The sequence below is a fragment of the Nonomuraea solani genome, assembly GCF_900108335.1.
GTDB lineage: Bacteria > Actinomycetota > Actinomycetes > Streptosporangiales > Streptosporangiaceae > Nonomuraea > Nonomuraea solani.
Map to the genome: position 1 here is coordinate 1148632 of NZ_FNVT01000001.1, position 15932 is coordinate 1164563.

A 15932-nucleotide genomic window follows, 5' to 3' on the forward strand; every position below is an offset into this window, starting at 1 on the left:
AGTGGCTATACAGTGAATTCTGGTTGTCCGAAAACGAGGACAAGACGGCGATGGGCGATTCAGCGGCCGAGCTCTACACCACCAAGGCGGACTTCGCCTACCTCCGGGTCAAGGAACTGATCCTGTCCGGTGAGCTGGTGCCCGGGTCCGTCATCGCGCAGGCGCAGCTCGCCCGCGACATCGGCATCAGCACCACCCCGCTGCGCGAGGCGCTGCGCCGGCTCAAGAGCGAAGGGCTGGTCGAGCTCGACGCCCACCGCGACGCCCGGGTGGCGGCGCTGGCCGCGGAAGAGGCCCGCGACCTGCTGGAGCTCCGCCGTTCCCTCGATCCGCTGGCCGTCGCGCTGGCGGCCGAGCGGCGGACCAAGGCCGACATCGCGGCCATGCGGGCGGCGGCGCAAGGGCTCGATCCGCTGCCCGGCAACCCCGCCTACGCGCAGCTCGTCGCGCACCGCAAGTTCCACGCCGCCCTCTACACCGCCTCGCACAACGACCTGCTGATCCAGACGCTCGACGGCCTGTGGGACAAGGCCGACCGCTACCGCCGCCTGGCCCTGGAGGTCGAGCGCGGCCAGGACGCCCGCGACCGCAAGGCCGCCGAGCACGAGGCGCTGCTGGAGTACGTCATCGCGGGCGACGCCGAGTCCGCCGCCGCCGTCATGCGCGAGCACATCGACACCAGCCTCGGCGCCCAGGCCGCCTGGCGCCTGCGCAAGCACCAGGCCGGCCAGACCGGGGAATGACCGCTCACCGGCCCGCCACCAGGTCACCAGTCGTGGACCGTGCCGTCCTGGAGCCGGTTGACGGGCAGGTAGGCCGGCTCGTACGGATGCGCCGCCGCCAGCTCCTCGTCGAGCTCGACCCCGAGCCCCGGCGCCTCTCCCGGATGCAGGTGGCCGTCGGTGAAGGTGTAGGCGTGCCGGAACACCGCGTTGGTCAGGTCGGTGTGCCCCGAATACTCCTGGATGCCGAAGTTGTGGATGGCCAGATCCAGGTGGATCGCGGCGGCCATGCCGACGGGGGAGATGTCCTCGGGCCCGTGAATGGCGCTCTTGATCTGGTATTGGGCGGCGAAGTCGAACAGCTTCCTCATCGGTGACACCCCGCCGAAGTGCGTGACGGCCGAGCGCACGTAGTCGATGAGCTGCTCGCTCACCAGCGTCTGGTAGTCGAAGACGGTGTTGAAGACCTCGCCGATCGCCAGCGGGGTGGTGGTGTGGGCGCGGACGAGGCGCAGGGCCTCCTGGTTCTCCGCCGGGGTGCAGTCTTCGAGCCAGAACAGGTCGTACGGCTCCAGGTCCTTGCCCAGCCGCGCCGCCTGGCTCGGGGTGAGGCGGTGGTGGGCGTCGTGGAGCAGGGGCAGGTCCGGGCCGAACTCCTGGCGTACGGCGTCGAAGACCCGGGGGAGGTTGCGCAGGTAGGCGCCGGTGTCCCAGTCCTCGACCACGGGACGGGCGCCGAGGCCGGGGTCCTGGGCGTGGCGGACGCCGTACACGAGCTTGAGACCCGGGACGCCGGTCTGCACGCGGATGGCCGGATAGCCCTCGGCGAGGCGCGCGCGGATGGAGTCGAACAGCTCGGGCAGGTTGCGCCCGCTGGCGTGCCCGTACGTGCGGACCCGGTCCCGGCTCGCGCCGCCGAGCAACTGGTACAGCGGCAGGTTCGCCACCTTCGCCTTGATGTCCCACAGCGCCGTGTCGACGGCGGCGATCGCGGCCATCGTCACCGGGCCGCGGCGCCAGTACGCGCCCCGGTAGAGGAACTGCCACGTGTCCTCGATGCGATGGGGATCGGACCCCAGCAGCAGCGGGACCACATGGTCGCGCAGGTAGCCGACCACGGCGAGCTCCCTGCCGTTGAGGGTCGCGTCGCCGAGGCCGGTGACGCCCTCGTCGGTCTCCACCTTCAGGGTGACGAAGTTGCGGCCCGGGCCGGTCAGGACCACCTTGGCGTCAACGATCTTCAATGCACTGCCTTTCACTGTGAGCGGGTCAGCCCTTGGTGGCTCCGGCCGTCAGACCGGCGACCAGGTATTTCTGTCCGAGGACCGCGACGACGACGACCGGCACCGTCATGAGCGTGGAGGCGGCCATCAGGCCGCCCCAGTCCGTGCTGGCGTAGGAGATGAAGTGGAAGAGGGTCACGGGCGCGGTCTGCGTGGTCTCGTCGGAGAAGATCAGCGCGAACATGAAGTTGTTCCAGCTGAACACGAACGCCAGCACGGACGCGGTCATGGTGCCGGGCGCGGCCAGGGGCAGCGCGATGCGCCGGAAGGCGCCGAAGGCGCTCAGCCCGTCGGTACGCGCCGCCTCCTCCAGTTCGATCGGCAGCCCCTCGAAGAAGCCGATCATGATCCACAGGATCAGCGGCACCGAGACGAACATGTGGCTGAGCACCAGCACGGTGTAGCTGCCGACCAGCCCGAGCTGGGCGAACAGGTAGTACCAGGGCACGAGCAGCGAGATCGCCGGGACGATGCGCGCCACGAGCACGAGGGAGCCGGTGTGGTGCATCCGGAAGCGCCCGACCGCCCACGCGGCCGGCACCGCGATGATCGCGGACAGGACCGTGGACACCACCCCGACGAGCAGCGAGTTGCCCAGCGATGTGAGGATCTCGCCGTCGGCCAGCACGTTCGAGAAGTTCTCCAGGGTGGGGGAGAAGATCAGCCCCACCGAGGGGTCGGTGACCTGCACGTTCGTCTTGAACGCGGCGGCGAACATCCAGACGACCGGCAGGACGAAGGCCAGGCAGACGAGCGTGATGGCGATGCCGCGCAGCCAGGGCAGGGCCCGCTTGGTACGCGCACTCATGCGGACTTCCTTCCGGAGCCGCGCCGGAGCAGGATCACGACGCAGACGATGGCGAGGGTGAACAGGACGAGGACGGCCGAGGCCAGGCCGTATTCCTGGTAGTCGAAGGTGAGGCCGTAGGCGTAGACGTTGAGGGTCTCGACCTCGAAGTTCGAGCCGCCGCCTGGGCCCTTGGTGGCGTACAGGATGTCGAAGGTCTTGAGTGCGTCGACCGAGCGCAGCACGACGGCGATGGCCAGCGTCGGCGCGAGCATCGGCAGGACGACGAACCGGAAGCGCTGCCACAGCCCCGCGCCGTCCACGTGGGCGGCCTCCTCGGGGCCGTCCGGCAGCGTGGACAGGCCCGCGAGCAGCAGCAGCGTCATCATCGGGGTCCACTGCCACACGTCGATGAGCATGAGGAGCGGCAGCGACTGGCTCACTGAGCCGAGGAACTCCTGCGGTGGAACGCCGACGGAGGTGAGCAGGTGGTTGGCGATGCCGTTGGTCGGGTCGAGGATGAGCAGCCAGAGGATGCCGACCGCCACGGGCGTGGTCAGCAGCGGGACGATGAGCACCGTGCGCACCCAGCGGATGCCACGGAACGGCTTGCGCATGAGCATGGCCAGCGCCAGGCCGAGCACCGTCTCGACCAGCACGGCGCCGATCGTGAACAGGGCGGTGCGCTGCAGCGCGGGCCAGAAGCGGCGGGAGTCGGTGAGCGCGTCGCCGAAGTTGCGCAGGCCCACGTGGCCCTTGTCGGCGTTCACCGCGCCGAAGGCGTCGGTGAAGCTCAGGTTGATCGTGAAGACCAGCGGAAAGATGATCATCATGCCGACGAACACCAGGGCGGGGGCGAGCATCGTCCACTTCAGCCGCCGGTTGGCCTGTTCGAAGGAGCGGGTCCGTACGGCGGACATCAGGCCTCCCGGTAACGGTTGTCGCGGACGAGGAAGTCGGCGAACTCGGCGTCGGCCTCCCGCGCGACCGGCGCGACCGGCTGCCCGAGGATGCCCGCGACGAGCGGCCGGCCGATGATGTCCCTGGCCCGGCCGACCTGCAGGACGTCGGGCCGGTCGATACCCACGCCGATGCGCGCGCCGGTCTGCATCGACCTGGCCAGGTCGGGCGGGAACGACGCCAGCGTCGCCCGGTCCGACCAGACCTCCTGCCGCGCTCCCGGGATGCCCTCCGCCTGAAGGCCGCGCACCATCTCCGGGCCGCTCGCCCAGCGGATGAACTCCCAGGCCGCGTCGGGCAGCCGGGAGAACCGGCTGATGCCGAGGCTCCACGAGGGGATGTTGAAGGGCCGCGCCCCGGCGGGGCCGGCCGGGAACGGCGCGAAGCCGACGGTCTCCCGCACGGTCGAGATCTTCGGGTCCAGGAAGTTGGTGTAGATCGCGTCGGCGTCGATGTAGAACGCCGCCTTGCCCTGGGCGAAGATCGGCATGGCCTGTTCCAGGCTCATGTTGGTGGCGCCGGGCGGCCCGGCCCGTTCCAGCAGCCCGCCGTAGTACTCGTACGCGCGGATCGCCTCGGGCCGGCCGATGCCGGAGCGCCCGTCGATGGTGAAGTTCCCGCCGAAGGAGTAGAGGAAGCTCGACCACATGCTCACCGCGCCGCTGCGCTGCCCCCGGCCCACGAAGCCGAAGAAGTTGCCGGCGCGGTCGGTGAGCCTGAGCGCCGTCTCCATGAGGTCGTCGAGCGTCGCGGGCGGCGCGCCGCCGACCAGGTCCTTGCGGTAGTACAGGGCCGGCCGCTCGGTGACGACCGGCACGCTGAGCACCTTGCCGTCGGTCGCGGAGCGCTCACGGGTGGCCGGCAGGAAGTCGTCCCACTGGTACGCCGCGTCGCCGCGTACCCGGCCGGTGAGGTCGGCGAGCCAGCCGTTGTGCGCGAAGAGCAACTGCTCCTGAAGCGCCCGGACCATCATCACGTCGATGTCCGTGGCCGAGGCGTTGAGCTTGACGTTGTAGCTGTTGGCGAGCTGGTCCGAGGTGAGCAGCGACATCGACACCCGGCGGCCGATCCGCTCCTCGAACTCGGCGAGCCGCTTCCTGATGGCCTGCGACCAGACATGGTTGATCGCCATGACCCGCAGCGGGGTGTCCGGCGCGGGGGTGCCGCCGCCGGTCGTACAGCCTGTCAGGGCCGCTCCGCCGAGGGCGGTGGCCATGAGCCTGCCGAACGCGCGTCGGCTGAGGTCAGGGCTGTTGATGGACATGCTCATGCTCGGCTTTCTGCTCAGGAGCGTCCAGGATGAACACTGGTCCAACTGGTAGGACCAGTTGGACCATAGCAAACGGCCTTCACCCCTGACCACCCCCTGAACAGGGCTAGCGCCGCCCGCGCCCCTTCGACCGGCCGAGCAGCGTCTCGATGTGCTGCCTGGCCATCACGTCGACGCTGATGTCGAGGTCGGCGCCGTAGGTGCGCAGGCCCAGCGTGAGATGCTCGCGCATGTGCCGCCGGGCCAGCTCGATGTCGCCGGCCACGACCGCGTCGAGGATCTCGGGGTGGTGTGGCACGCCCGGCTCGCCGATCGACGGATCGGAATGCGATCGGAGCATCATCTCGAACATCATGCCGCTGATCGACGACAGCATGATGCGCAGCACCGGGTTGCCGCTCGCCTGCGCGATCGCGTCGTGGAAGTCGAGGTCGGCGTAGGCCTTGTCGACCACGTCGGTGGCCTTGAGCAGCGCGTCGTTGGCCGCCCGCATGACCGCCAGCTCCGCCTCGGTGGCCCGCTCGGCGGCCAAGCCGACGATCTCGACCTCCAGCGGGATCCGCGCCTCGATCAACTGCCGGACCGTGGGCCGTCCGGCCCGGTAGAGCGCGTCGTAGCTGCGCGCCTGCGCGGACGACTGCTCCCTGACGAACGAGCCCCGGCCTGGGGCGACCTCGATCAGGTGCTGGGCCTCCAGCCGGCGCAGCACCTCGCGCACCACGTTGCGGCTGGCGCCGAACTGGGTGGCCAGCTCGCGCTCGGACGGGAGCTTGGCGCCCACCTCGATGTCGCCGGAGCGGATGTCGTGCTCCAGTTGGCGGGCGATGCGCTCGGTCAGCAGCCCCCGGTGTGCGGGCGAGACGTCGTGGCCCATCGCTGCAGGCAGGTCGGTGGGCATGCGACGAGAATACAGGAGGCGCCGCGGCGGGCCGCTACTGTCGGATGTCATGGAGATCTGGATCAATCCCGCGTGTTCCAAGTGCCGCTCCGCCCTGTCCGTCCTGGACGCCGAGAAGGCCGAATACACCGTGCGCCGCTATCTGGAGGACCCGCCCAGCGAGGCGGAGATCCGTGATGTCCTGGCCAAACTCGGCCTCGAACCGTGGGACGTCACCAGGACCGGCGAGGCGCGGGCGGCCGAGCTGGGCCTGGACACCTGGCCACGCGACGCGCGGGCCCGCGGCCAGTGGATCGAGGCGCTGGCGCGCAACCCGGTCCTGATCCAGCGGCCGATCATCACGGCCGACGACGGGTCTGCGGTGATCGGCCGCTCGGAGGACGCCGTGCGGTCCGTGCTCTAGGCTTCAGGCCGATGGCCGCAGGCGGCCGTTGCGCACCAGCCAGATGGCCCGCTCCAGGTCAGGAGTCAGATAGCGGTCCTCGCCCAGCGGCGTGACGTACCGCCTGATCTCCGCGTGCAGGGTGCGCGTGGCGGTGCCGAGAGACAGCCCCGCCATCTTCCGCGTGATCAGGTCGACACCCTGGGCCGCCATCAGATACTGGACCGCCAGCACGATTTCGAGCCGGTCCAGGTTCTCGTGCAGGTGCCGGACCGAGGCCATCGCCATCGTGTTGTGGTCCTCCTGCCCGTCCTTGACCGGCCGCGACAGCGTGCCCGCCGGCGTGGCCCTGACCTGCATCTCCGGGATCAGCGCGGCGGCCACCGTCTGGACCTGGACCATCCCGGAGTTCAGCCCGACGGCGCCGCCGGCCAGGTTCGCCGGCAGGTCGTAGCTCCACCGGGGCGACAGCAGCCGTCCTGACAGCTCCTGGGACAGCACGCCGACGTCGGTGATCTCGGAGTTCAGGGTGTCCGCCAGGTGACCCAGGACGGAGCCGTCCCAGTTGCCGCCCATCACGAACTCGTACCCGCGGCCCGACTTCTTCTTGAAGATCAGCGGGTTGGAGGTCGAGGCGTTCGCCTCGCGCACCAGGGCCCGGCGCGCGCCGGTGAGCGCGTGCCGCAGGCCCGCCATGATGTGCGGCGCGGCCCGTACGGACACCGCGTCCTGGACGCGCGGGTGGTAGTTCGCCGGGTCGAGGCGCTTGCGGCCCTCCTCGGTCATCCAGCCCGAGCCCGCCACCATCGCGCGCAGCCGCGCGGCCACCGCGTCCTGCTCGGGGATGCGGCGCTCCTTGTGGGTACGCGCGTCGAGCGAGCTCCGCTCGGCCCTGGTCGCCTCCATGAACAGCGCGAAGGCACCCTCCGCCTGGTCGGCGAGCCGGGTGGCCCGGTGCACGGCGTCCAGCAGGGTGGCGGCCAGGACGGTGCTGCCGCTGATGATCGGCAGGGCCTCCCCGGCCTGGAACGCGAAGCCGGCGGGCAGCCCGGCCTTCGGCAGCAGCAGGGAGGCGGGCCCCTCCTCGCCCCGGTAGCGCACCGGCGCGTCCTCGCCGAGCGCGGCCAGCCCCGCCGCCGCCTGCGGCTGCAGGTCCCCGGTGCCCAGCGAGCCGATCTGCGGCATCCGCGGCGTGACCCCGGCGTTGACCATGGCCAGCAGTCGTTGCGGCACCTCCGGCCGCACCCCGACCTTGCCCCTGGCCATCTGGTTGGCCTTGAGGACCAAGGCCAGCCTGACCACGTTGTCGGGCAGCGGGTCGCCGACGCCCGCGGCGTGGGAGCGCAGCACGTTGCGCTGGAACCGCTCGGCCTGGCCGGGGGAGAGCGGCCGGTCCTTCAGCGGGCCGAGCGCCTGGTTCCAGCCGTAGACGCGCTGGTCGTCCAGGGCCTTCAGCGCGCCCGCCCGGGTCTCGTTCATGACCGCCTGAGCGGCCGGGGAGAGCCGTACGGAGACCTGGCCGCCCTCCAGGATCGCGAAGGCGTCCCGGAGCGTCAGCGAGTCGCCGTCCAGCACCAGGTCCGTCACCGCCCGCGGGGTGGGGTCGGCGACCGCCTGGCCCGGGACGCAGAGGGCGGCGAGCAGGCCCACGCCGATGGCCGTACGTGCTGTTCTGGTGGTCAACTCGGCCCCTTGATGACGTAGGTCAATGCCGATCCGTTATAACCAGCGGACAAAGGGGCGCACATGGTGGCGCAACACCATTGGGCGATTCCTGGCCGGTTCCAGGGCGAATGCTTACCCGGCGGGCAACCTCAGGACGAACCGGGCGCCCGCGTCGGAGTCCTCCAGGGTCAGCCGGCCGTGGTGACCCAGTGCGATCTCGCGGGCGATGGACAGGCCGAGCCCGGTGCCGCCCGCGTCGCGGTTGCGGGAGGCGTCCAGCCGGGTGAAGCGCTGGAAGACGATGTCACGCTGGTCGGGCGCGATGCCCGCGCCGTCGTCGAGCACCTCCAGCACGGCCTCCCCGCCCTCCTGCCGCACCGTCACGGTGACCTGCGACTCGGCGTGCCGCTCGGCGTTGTCCAGCAGGTTGGTCAGCAGGCGGACCAGTTGCAGCCGGTCGCCCATGACGACCACGCCCATCGGGGCCCTGGTGATCACGCGCTTGGAGCGCGGCCTGGCGGTCTCCAGGGCGACCAGCTCGCCCAGGTCCACGGGCTCGCGGCTCCTGGGCGCGCCCGAGTCGAGCTTGGTCAGCGTGAGCAGGTCCGTGACGATGGCCTGCAGCCGGTCCAGGCTGGCCAGCACCTCGTCGCTCGTCTCCGCCCAGTCGGTCTCCTCGGGATGCAGCATGGCCTCCTCGACCTGGGTGCGCATCGCGGTGATCGGGCTGCGCAGGTCGTGCGAGGCATCGCCGGCGAACCTGCGCTGCCGCTCCATCGCGATCTCCTGCTGCTCCCACGCCGCCTCCAGCCGCTCCAGCGTGCGGTTGGCGGTGTCGGCCAGCGCCCGGATCTCGTCGTCGGTGTCAGGGACCGGTACGCGCATCCCGCCGCCGCCCGCCGTGATCTCGGCCAGCCGCCTCGTGATGCTGCTGACGGGCGCCAGCGTCCTGTCCACGACGCGCGACACCCCGAACCAGGCCAGCGACACCAGCCCGGCCATCACGCAGAGCATGAACAGCAGCACCTCCAGGCTGACGTACCAGGGCACCGTCGGATAGAAGGCGTAGATGACCCAGATGCCCTCCGGCTGGAACGCGCGCAGGGCCACCACGATCTCGCACCGCCCGGGGAAGGCGGGCATGTCGCAGACCTCCGCGACGTCGTTGGCCTGGTTGGGGTGCGGGATGGCGTCGGTCTGGCGGGGCAGGCCGGCCAGGTTCGGTGTCCAGGCGACGGGCCGCCCGGCCGGGTCTACCACCTGCATGCCGTCGAGGTCGTGCCGGTCCAGCACCTGGGGCAACCGGTCCCGCTTGATCAGTTGCAGCACGTGCAGGGCTTCGCTGGAGACCTCGCGGGCGCGGATCTCGATGGCCTCGTCCCTGATGCCGTACAGGACGAACGCGTTGACGACGATGTTCAGCAGCAACATGGTGATGCCGGCGAGCAGCGCCAGCCGCGTCCGCAGCGAACGGCGCAACCGTGTTCTCACGCGTCTCCCTCCGTGACCAGAAGATCACGGCTATCGCGTTCGCCGCTAACTTAGGGAGATTCATCGATAAATGCGGACAGCAGGGCCGCTGCCGAAGACCGTCAGAGGCCGTTCAGGGTGTCGAGGAAGCGCTGCTCGAACGCGATGGTGTCGGCCGCGACGCCGTACGAGAGCAGGCCGCCCGCCGGCGACAGGATCGTGCGCCCGGCCGAGGGGCCGTCCGTGACCACGTCGACGCGCGCCGAGGTGAACTCGACGTGCCCGGGGCGGATCGCGCTCATCGCGGCCAGCGGGTCCCACCAGTAGAGCAGATCGGCCTCGATCAGGGGCAGGACCTCGGGATGCGTGACGATCTCCCGTACGGTGTCCGCGGCCGGGGTGTGGTGCTCGGCGTTGAGCCGGGCCAGGAACGCGCCGGTGATGGGCACCGCGTTGGCGGCGTCCAGCGACACCATCCGCACGGTGCCGCGGCTCTGCGTGAGCACCGCCCGCGCGGCCGCCGGATCGAGCCAGTAGTTGAACTCCTGCGTCCCGTCGAACTCCGGCGGGGTGCCGCAGCACAGGTTCCCCGGCACGTTGACGGCTCCGCCCATCGAGGTGAGCCGGGAGGCGGCCCGCGGCAGGGCGCGGGCCAGGTTGCTCAGCGGGCCGGTGGCGATGATCTGGGCGCCGGGGGACTCTCGCAGCACCTTCCCGATCAGCTCGGGAGCCGTCAGGCCGGACGGCGTCTCGTCACCGGCGCAGCCGGGGGTGGCCGCCGTGAGCACCCGGTCGAAGAGCTGCCGCAGATCGGCCGGAAAGGAGTTGGGCGCCGCGCTCGAATGGTCGGCGATCCGCACGTCACGCAGGCCGAGGCGCTCGGCCAGACAGCGCGCGTGCCGGATCGCCCTGCCGGGTAAGCCGGCGCCGTTGTTGGTCACCGTGATGGCGCGCAGGTCGATGCGGCCCGCTTTGTGCTCCTGCGACAGGTAGGCCAGCGTGGCGGCGTCGTCGAAGTCCATGTCGGTGTCGAAGATGATCGCGGGCGGCAGGGCGTGGGCCGCTGGGGCCGCTGGGGCCACTGTGACGGTTGTGACGGCTGTGGTGAGAGTCAGGACGAGGGACAGAAGAATTCTTTTCATGGGGTTCCCGGGTTCGTGATCGTGGTCGGAACCCCAGTTAAACCCAGGTGGCCGGCTTTGTGGATCTACGTGCGCGCATTTTGTCCTGTTGAACCTGAACGGTGAGGCAGCCGTACCAGGCCGAGAGAGCATCGAAAGGGTAATCATGAACATGCGCACCCTCACCGTCCCCGGCCTGACGGTCGTCACGACGCTGCTGGCCACCTCGATCAGTCCGTTATCCGCGCAGGCCATCACCCCGATCTACCTGGCCGCGTCCCTCAAGGGAGCCAATGAGGTGCCCGTGGAGGGCATGAAGGTAGGTGACGGAGACGGCAGCGCGCTGGCCGTGTTCCGGATTCATGGTCAGCGGGTCGACTACGCGATCAGGTGGCAGAACGTGGACGCGCCCAGCGGGTTCCACATCCACCGGGGCCAGTCCGGTGAGAACGGTGAAGTCAAGATCCCGTTCATCGGCGAGGCCCTGCCGAAGTCGTTGCACGCCATCAAGGGAACGGTCGTGGTCAAGGACCTCGACCTGCTCAGGAGAGTGGTCAACAACCCCGGCAACTGGTACGCCAACCTGCACAACACCGAGTTCGGCGGCGGCGCCGTACGGGCCCAGTTGCACCGGGTCCGCCCGGTCGAGCTGGAGTCCCTGCTGTCGCACGGGTTCAGCACCACGCTCACCACGCGGGCCAACGGGCGGCAGGAGGTGCCGGCGCCCGGCACGAAGGTCGGCGACAGCGACGGCAGCGCCGGATGGCTGGTGCAGCCGGAGGGCAACCGGGTGTGGTTCGCCTCCTCCTGGCAGAAGATCGGGAAACCGGTCGGCGCGCACATCCACCGCGCCCCGAAGGGCCAGAACGGGCCCGTCGTCGTGCCCTTCTTCGCCGCCGAGAAGGGTCTGCCCCGCAGCGTGAACGGCGTCGCCGGCAGCGTGACCACCGACGTCGCGACGGCCCGCCGCATCTGGAACAACCCGAAGAACTGGTACGTGAACCTGCACACCGCCAAGCTCCCCGGCGGCGCGGTCCGTGGCCAGCTCTACAAGGGGGACTGGTAGAGGCCGGTAAGCCACGCGCCGTGCGGGTCCTCGCTCGCACGGCGCGCCGGGCCCGGCCCAGTAGGCTCTGTGCCCATGCCGAGAAGGGTGCCGATCTGGCTGGCGTTGACGCTCCTGGCCGGGGGCTGCGGTGGTGAGCCGGTGGTCTCGTCTCCGCCTGCCACGGCCGCGGCGACTCCAGCGGTCACCCCTTCCACGGCCGCCCCTCGTGCCGACGACCTCGATGGTGACGGCCTCGCGGACCTGGTCGCCGAGGCCGGCGGCGACACGGCTTCCCTCGTGGTCGTCCCCGGCTCGCGGCGCGGCCTCGACCCGGCGAAGCGGACGGTCGTCTCCCCGGAGGTGTTCCGCCCCGCGCTGCTCGACCCGGTCATCCGGGCCGACCTCGACGGCGACGGCTTCGGCGACGTCCTGGCCTATGGCACCAAAGACGACGTCGAACGCTCGTACATCCTCTGGGGCGGCCCGCGCGGCATCGGCCCTGCGACACCGGCGGCCTACCGGGCCGTCGCCGGTGACTTCGACGGTGACGGCGCCGCCGACCTGGCGACCGCCGGTCAGAGCGACACGAACCTGGTCATCCTGTACGGGCCGTTCAGCCGCGACGGAAAGCCGGCCCGTCAGACGACCCGGCCGTCGCCGACCGGCGCGGAGTTCTGGCGGATGACCGCGGACCGCGTCAACGGCCGCCGTCCGACCGGCCTGATCGTGTACGAGGCCGACGACGGCGAGCAGACCTCCGGCCGGCTGCTCGAAGCGGGCCAAGGCGGTCTGGCGCAGCAGGGGCGCACGCTCAACCCGGGCATGTCGGCCACGTTCGGCGACTTCGACGGCGACGGCGCCAGAGACGTGGCCGTCGGCGACGACGGCAGCCGCAACAACGAGCCCGGCTTCGAGACCGAACCGCCCACGGTCGACAGGACCCTGACCGTCTACTACGGCAACGGCGCCACCAAGACGTTCAAGGGCACCGCCGGCCCGCTGGTCGCCGGCGACTTCGACGGCGACGGCCGCGACGATCTCGCCTTCGGCGGCGCGGAAGGCCTCTTCTGGGGTGGCCGGGACGGCCTGCGCCCCGGCGGCGCGATCGCCGGGACGAGCCCGGCCGTGCCGCTGACGGCGGGCGACTACGACGGCGACGGAGACGACGAACTCGTCTTCGCGCACGGCGAGGACGAGTCCGGGATCATCGTGACGGACGGCAGGAAGGTCCTGAACCGGTTCGGTCTGACCTGATCAGCCGTTGTGCGCGCGGGCCCGCCACAACAGCCACACGAAGTACGGCGTCCCGATCAGCGCCGTCACCAGGCCCGCGGGCACCTGCGCCGGGGCGATGACGGTACGCCCGAGCGTGTCGGCCAGGCTGACCAGCAGCGCGCCGAGCAGCGCGGCCACCGGCAGCACCCGGGTGTGGTGCGCGCCGACCAGCGCGCGGGCGGCGTGCGGGGCCACCAGGCCGACGAAACCGACGACCCCGACCGCCGACACGGCCGTGGAGGTGAGGAGCACGGCGGCGGCGAGCGCGCCCAGCCGTACCGGTTCGAGGGGCACGCCCAGGATGCGCGGCGTGTCCTCGTCCAGGGACAGCAGGTCGAGGTCGCGGCGCAGCCAGGCCAGCAGCGGGATGGCCAGCAGCAGCATGAGCGCGACGGGGATGAGCTGGACCGGGACGCGGCCGTACGTGGAGCCGGACAGCCAGGTCAGGGCCTTGGCGCTGTTCCAGGGGTCGGACAGCACGATGATCAGCACGGTGATGGCGGTGCACGCGGCCTGTACGGCGACGCCGATCAGGACCAGCCGGTCGGAGCTCAGCCCGCCGCGCCAGGACAGCCCGTACACCAGGCCGAAGGCGAGCAGCGCGCCCGTGCCCGCGGCCGCGGACATCGCCCAGACCCCGGCCAGCGGCACCAGCGTGAGCAGCAGGATCGCGCCGACGCCCGCCCCGGCGGTGACGCCCAGCACGCCGGGTTCGGCGAGCGGGTTGCGGCACACGGCCTGCACGGCCGCGCCCGCCACGGCCAGCGCGGCACCGGCCAGCAGGGCGGCGGCCACACGCGGCCAGCGCTGGTCGAGCACGAAGGTCAGGGCCCGGCCGCTGCGTCCCTGCAGCCAGTTGACCACGTCGCCGGTGAGCAGCCACCGGTCGCCGGCCAGCATGCCGACCACCAGCGCGCCCACCACGAGGACCGCGAAGACGCCGACGATGGTCAGGAAGGCCGCCTGCGAGCGGCTGCCGCCCGTACGCACGGCCGGAGGCTGCCGGGTCGGGCCGGCGTCGCGGTAACGGCGGGCCAGCCAGATCATCACCGCCGCGCCGAGCACGGTGGTCACCGTGCCGGGCGGCACCTCCACGCCCGCCTGCGCGCCCAGCGCGGCCCGCAGCGCGATGTCGGAGCCCAGCACGACCAGCACGCCGGCCAGCCCGGACAGCGGCAGCAGCGTACGGTTGCGGTGCAGCCCGGGAATCGACTTGGGCAGCAGCCGCACGATCACCGGCGCGCACAGCCCGACGAACCCGATCGGGCCCGCGATCGTCACCGCGGCGGCGGCCAGCAGCACGGCCAGCAGGGTGAGCCAGAGGCGCAGCCGCCGCACGTTCACCCCGAGCACGGTGGCGGTGTCGTCGCCCAGGCCGAGGATGTCCAGCCGGGGCCCGGCCAGCATGGCGGCGACCAGGGCCACCACGATCACGGGGCCGAGCTGGGTGACGGCGTTCAGGTCGCTCTGCACGAGCGAGCCGCTGCCCCACGCGAACAGCCCGGTGGTCTCCTGCTCGAAGAGGATCATGAGCAGGTTCGTCAGCGAGCTGAGCGCCAGCGCGGTGGCGGAGCCGGCCAGGATCAGCCGGGTCGTCCCGCTGCGCCCGCCCGCCGACAGCGCCAGCACCAGGGCGGCCGCGGCCAGCCCGCCGATCAGGGCGAGCCCGCCGGACACCGGGATCGGCAGCGACAGCCCGAACGCGGCCGCGCCGGCGACCGCCAGGTAGGCGCCCGAGCTGACGGCCAGCGTGTCCGGCGCGGCCATCGGGTTGCGGGCGATCGTCTGCAGCAGCGAGCCCGCCACGCCCAGCGCCACGCCGACGCAGGCTCCGGCCAGCAGCCGGGGCAGCCGGGAGGCCAGCAGGACGCGGGCGGCCTCGTCGCTGCCGCCGAACGGCAGGGCCAGCAGGTCGAGCGCGCCGACCGACGAGGTGCCCTGCGTCACGTGCACGGCGGCCACCAGCACGGTGGCGGCCAGCGCGAGGAGGAAAACCCCGGCGGTGCCGAGACGCCGCAGGGGCGTCTCGGGCGGTGCCGGGGTCAGGACGTCCGTGCTCAACCCGTGTACGCCTTCACCAGCGCGTCGGCGTACTGCTGGCACGACAGCGGCCCGCCGAACGTCCAGATCCCGTTGGGCAGCTTGGTGACCTGCTGGTTCTTGACGAACGGCAGCGACTTCCAGATGCCGTTGTCCTTCAGCCCGTCGGCGAACACGTCCTCTTCGGGGGCGTTGTAGAAGAAGCGCACCTTCTCGTCCTTGAGCGCGGTCAGGCCCTCGACGTCGGTGGTGCCGAGGCCCCACACCTTGTCGACCTTGCCCGTCCAGGCGTTCTTCAGCCCGAGCGCTTCGGCGACGTCGGAGACGAGCGCGCCCTTGCCGAACAGCCGGATCGAGATCGTGCTGCCCTGCTTCCACCCGTCGGCCATCGCGAACGGCGTGCCCGCGGCGCCCGCCGCGGCGATCTTCTCCTTGCCGGCGGCGAAGGCGGCGTCCATGTCGGCCAGCAGCTTGGTGGCCTGGTCGGTCTTGCCGACCGCCGTGGCGATCAGGTTGAGGTCCTCGCGCAGGCGGTCGAAGTTGCGGGTCGCGTCGCTGCCGGTGAACACCAGCACCGGTACGAACTTCTCCAACTGCTCGACCAGCGGCGAGTCCCGCTCGGCCTCCATGAGGACCAGGTCCGGCTGGAGGGCGCTGATGGAGTCGACGCTGGGCTCCTGCCGGGTGCCGACGTCCTTGACCGAGGGGTCGAGCTTGGCGGCGGTGTTCCAGAGGGTGTAGCCCTTGATGTCGGCCGCGCCCACGGGCATGACGCCAAGGCTGGTCACCATCTCGGTCTCGCCCCACTCCAGGCTGACCACGCGGGTGGCCGGGCGGTCGAGCTTGACCTGCTTGCCACGGCCGTCGGTCACGGTCACGGCGGCGGCGGTGGTCGCCGGGGCCGTTCCGCCGGCGGCGGGCTGCTCGGGTACGGGTGCCTCAGTCGTGCCGCAGGCGGCGAGGACGACGATGGCGGCGATGGCCGTCAGGGCACTGCGCATGGTGGTTCCT

At 71.3% G+C, this 15932-nt stretch carries 14 protein-coding genes; 4 read left to right on the forward strand and 10 right to left on the reverse strand.

Annotation, left to right across the window (positions count from 1 at the left end):
* The first annotated feature begins 23 nt into the window (after positions 1 to 23).
* Positions 24 to 743 (forward strand): GntR family transcriptional regulator, encoded by a 720-nt coding sequence (locus C4V41_RS05045; protein WP_235029903.1) that lies wholly within the window; start codon positions 24 to 26, stop codon positions 741 to 743.
* 23 nt (positions 744 to 766) lie between these two features.
* Here C4V41_RS05045 and manD read toward each other — a convergent pair whose 3' ends face one another.
* The 5 genes from manD to C4V41_RS05070 form a co-directional block, all read right to left on the reverse strand.
* Complete coding sequence (gene manD, locus C4V41_RS05050) at positions 767 to 1966, reverse strand: D-mannonate dehydratase ManD (protein ID WP_103954501.1); 1200 nt, start codon at positions 1964 to 1966, stop codon at positions 767 to 769.
* A gap of 25 nt (positions 1967 to 1991) precedes the next feature.
* Positions 1992 to 2813: a carbohydrate ABC transporter permease gene (locus C4V41_RS05055; protein WP_103954502.1), complete on the reverse strand. Its 822-nt coding sequence runs from the start codon at positions 2811 to 2813 to the stop codon at positions 1992 to 1994.
* Positions 2810 to 3712, reverse strand: coding sequence for a carbohydrate ABC transporter permease (locus C4V41_RS05060; protein ID WP_103954503.1), 903 nt, complete (start codon positions 3710 to 3712; stop codon positions 2810 to 2812). Before C4V41_RS05060 ends, C4V41_RS05055 begins: the two co-directional genes overlap by 4 nt.
* Positions 3712 to 5022, reverse strand: coding sequence for an ABC transporter substrate-binding protein (locus C4V41_RS05065; protein WP_200823744.1), 1311 nt, complete (start codon positions 5020 to 5022; stop codon positions 3712 to 3714). Before C4V41_RS05065 ends, C4V41_RS05060 begins: the two co-directional genes overlap by 1 nt.
* Positions 5023 to 5128: 106 nt before the next feature.
* A complete protein-coding gene (locus C4V41_RS05070) occupies positions 5129 to 5920 on the reverse strand; it encodes a FadR/GntR family transcriptional regulator (protein WP_103954505.1) in 792 nt (263 codons plus the stop codon).
* 49 nt (positions 5921 to 5969) lie between these two features.
* Between C4V41_RS05070 and C4V41_RS05075 the strand changes: the two genes are divergently transcribed.
* Positions 5970 to 6323, forward strand: a complete 354-nt coding sequence (locus tag C4V41_RS05075) for an arsenate reductase family protein (RefSeq protein ID WP_103954506.1) — start codon at positions 5970 to 5972, stop codon at positions 6321 to 6323.
* Between the two features lie 3 nt (positions 6324 to 6326).
* Here C4V41_RS05075 and C4V41_RS05080 read toward each other — a convergent pair whose 3' ends face one another.
* The 3 genes from C4V41_RS05080 to C4V41_RS05090 form a co-directional block, all read right to left on the reverse strand.
* The gene (locus tag C4V41_RS05080) at positions 6327 to 7985 is read right to left on the reverse strand and encodes an HAL/PAL/TAL family ammonia-lyase (protein ID WP_103954507.1); all 1659 of its coding nucleotides are present in this window, start codon (positions 7983 to 7985) and stop codon (positions 6327 to 6329) included.
* Between the two features lie 114 nt (positions 7986 to 8099).
* Positions 8100 to 9458 carry a sensor histidine kinase gene (locus C4V41_RS05085; RefSeq protein WP_235029904.1) on the reverse strand — a complete coding sequence of 453 codons (1359 nt, stop codon included), beginning with the start codon at positions 9456 to 9458 and terminating at the stop codon, positions 8100 to 8102.
* A gap of 101 nt (positions 9459 to 9559) precedes the next feature.
* The gene (locus tag C4V41_RS05090) at positions 9560 to 10519 is read right to left on the reverse strand and encodes a nucleoside hydrolase (protein WP_160150168.1); all 960 of its coding nucleotides are present in this window, start codon (positions 10517 to 10519) and stop codon (positions 9560 to 9562) included.
* Between the two features lie 205 nt (positions 10520 to 10724).
* Here C4V41_RS05090 and C4V41_RS05095 point away from each other — a divergent pair, with 205 nt between their 5' ends.
* Together C4V41_RS05095 and C4V41_RS05100 are read left to right on the forward strand one after the other, a co-directional pair.
* A complete protein-coding gene (locus C4V41_RS05095) occupies positions 10725 to 11624 on the forward strand; it encodes a CHRD domain-containing protein (RefSeq protein WP_103954509.1) in 900 nt (299 codons plus the stop codon).
* Positions 11625 to 11699: 75 nt separating this feature from the next.
* On the forward strand, positions 11700 to 12860 hold the full coding sequence (locus C4V41_RS05100) for an FG-GAP repeat domain-containing protein (protein ID WP_146103538.1): 1161 nt from the start codon (positions 11700 to 11702) through the stop codon (positions 12858 to 12860).
* Here C4V41_RS05100 and C4V41_RS05105 read toward each other — a convergent pair whose 3' ends face one another.
* Both C4V41_RS05105 and C4V41_RS05110 read right to left on the reverse strand, forming a co-directional pair.
* Positions 12861 to 14942 (reverse strand): iron ABC transporter permease, encoded by a 2082-nt coding sequence (locus tag C4V41_RS05105; protein WP_103954511.1) that lies wholly within the window; start codon positions 14940 to 14942, stop codon positions 12861 to 12863.
* Positions 14939 to 15922 (reverse strand): ABC transporter substrate-binding protein, encoded by a 984-nt coding sequence (locus C4V41_RS05110; protein WP_103954512.1) that lies wholly within the window; start codon positions 15920 to 15922, stop codon positions 14939 to 14941. The genes C4V41_RS05105 and C4V41_RS05110 overlap by 4 nt, the downstream gene beginning before the upstream one ends.
* Between the last annotated feature and the right edge of the window lie 10 nt (positions 15923 to 15932).

Coding starts and splice junctions, on each gene's coding strand:
- C4V41_RS05055 (WP_103954502.1), bottom strand. CDS start 2,813: ATGAGTGCGCGTACCAAGCGGGCCCTGCCCTGGCTGCGCGGCATCGCC.
- C4V41_RS05060 (WP_103954503.1), bottom strand. CDS start 3,712: ATGTCCGCCGTACGGACCCGCTCCTTCGAACAGGCCAACCGGCGGCTG.
- C4V41_RS05065 (WP_200823744.1), bottom strand. CDS start 5,022: ATGAGCATGTCCATCAACAGCCCTGACCTCAGCCGACGCGCGTTCGGC.
- C4V41_RS05070 (WP_103954505.1), bottom strand. CDS start 5,920: ATGCCCACCGACCTGCCTGCAGCGATGGGCCACGACGTCTCGCCCGCA.
- C4V41_RS05075 (WP_103954506.1), top strand. CDS start 5,970: ATGGAGATCTGGATCAATCCCGCGTGTTCCAAGTGCCGCTCCGCCCTG.
- C4V41_RS05095 (WP_103954509.1), top strand. CDS start 10,725: ATGAACATGCGCACCCTCACCGTCCCCGGCCTGACGGTCGTCACGACG.
- C4V41_RS05100 (WP_146103538.1), top strand. CDS start 11,700: ATGCCGAGAAGGGTGCCGATCTGGCTGGCGTTGACGCTCCTGGCCGGG.
- C4V41_RS05110 (WP_103954512.1), bottom strand. CDS start 15,922: ATGCGCAGTGCCCTGACGGCCATCGCCGCCATCGTCGTCCTCGCCGCC.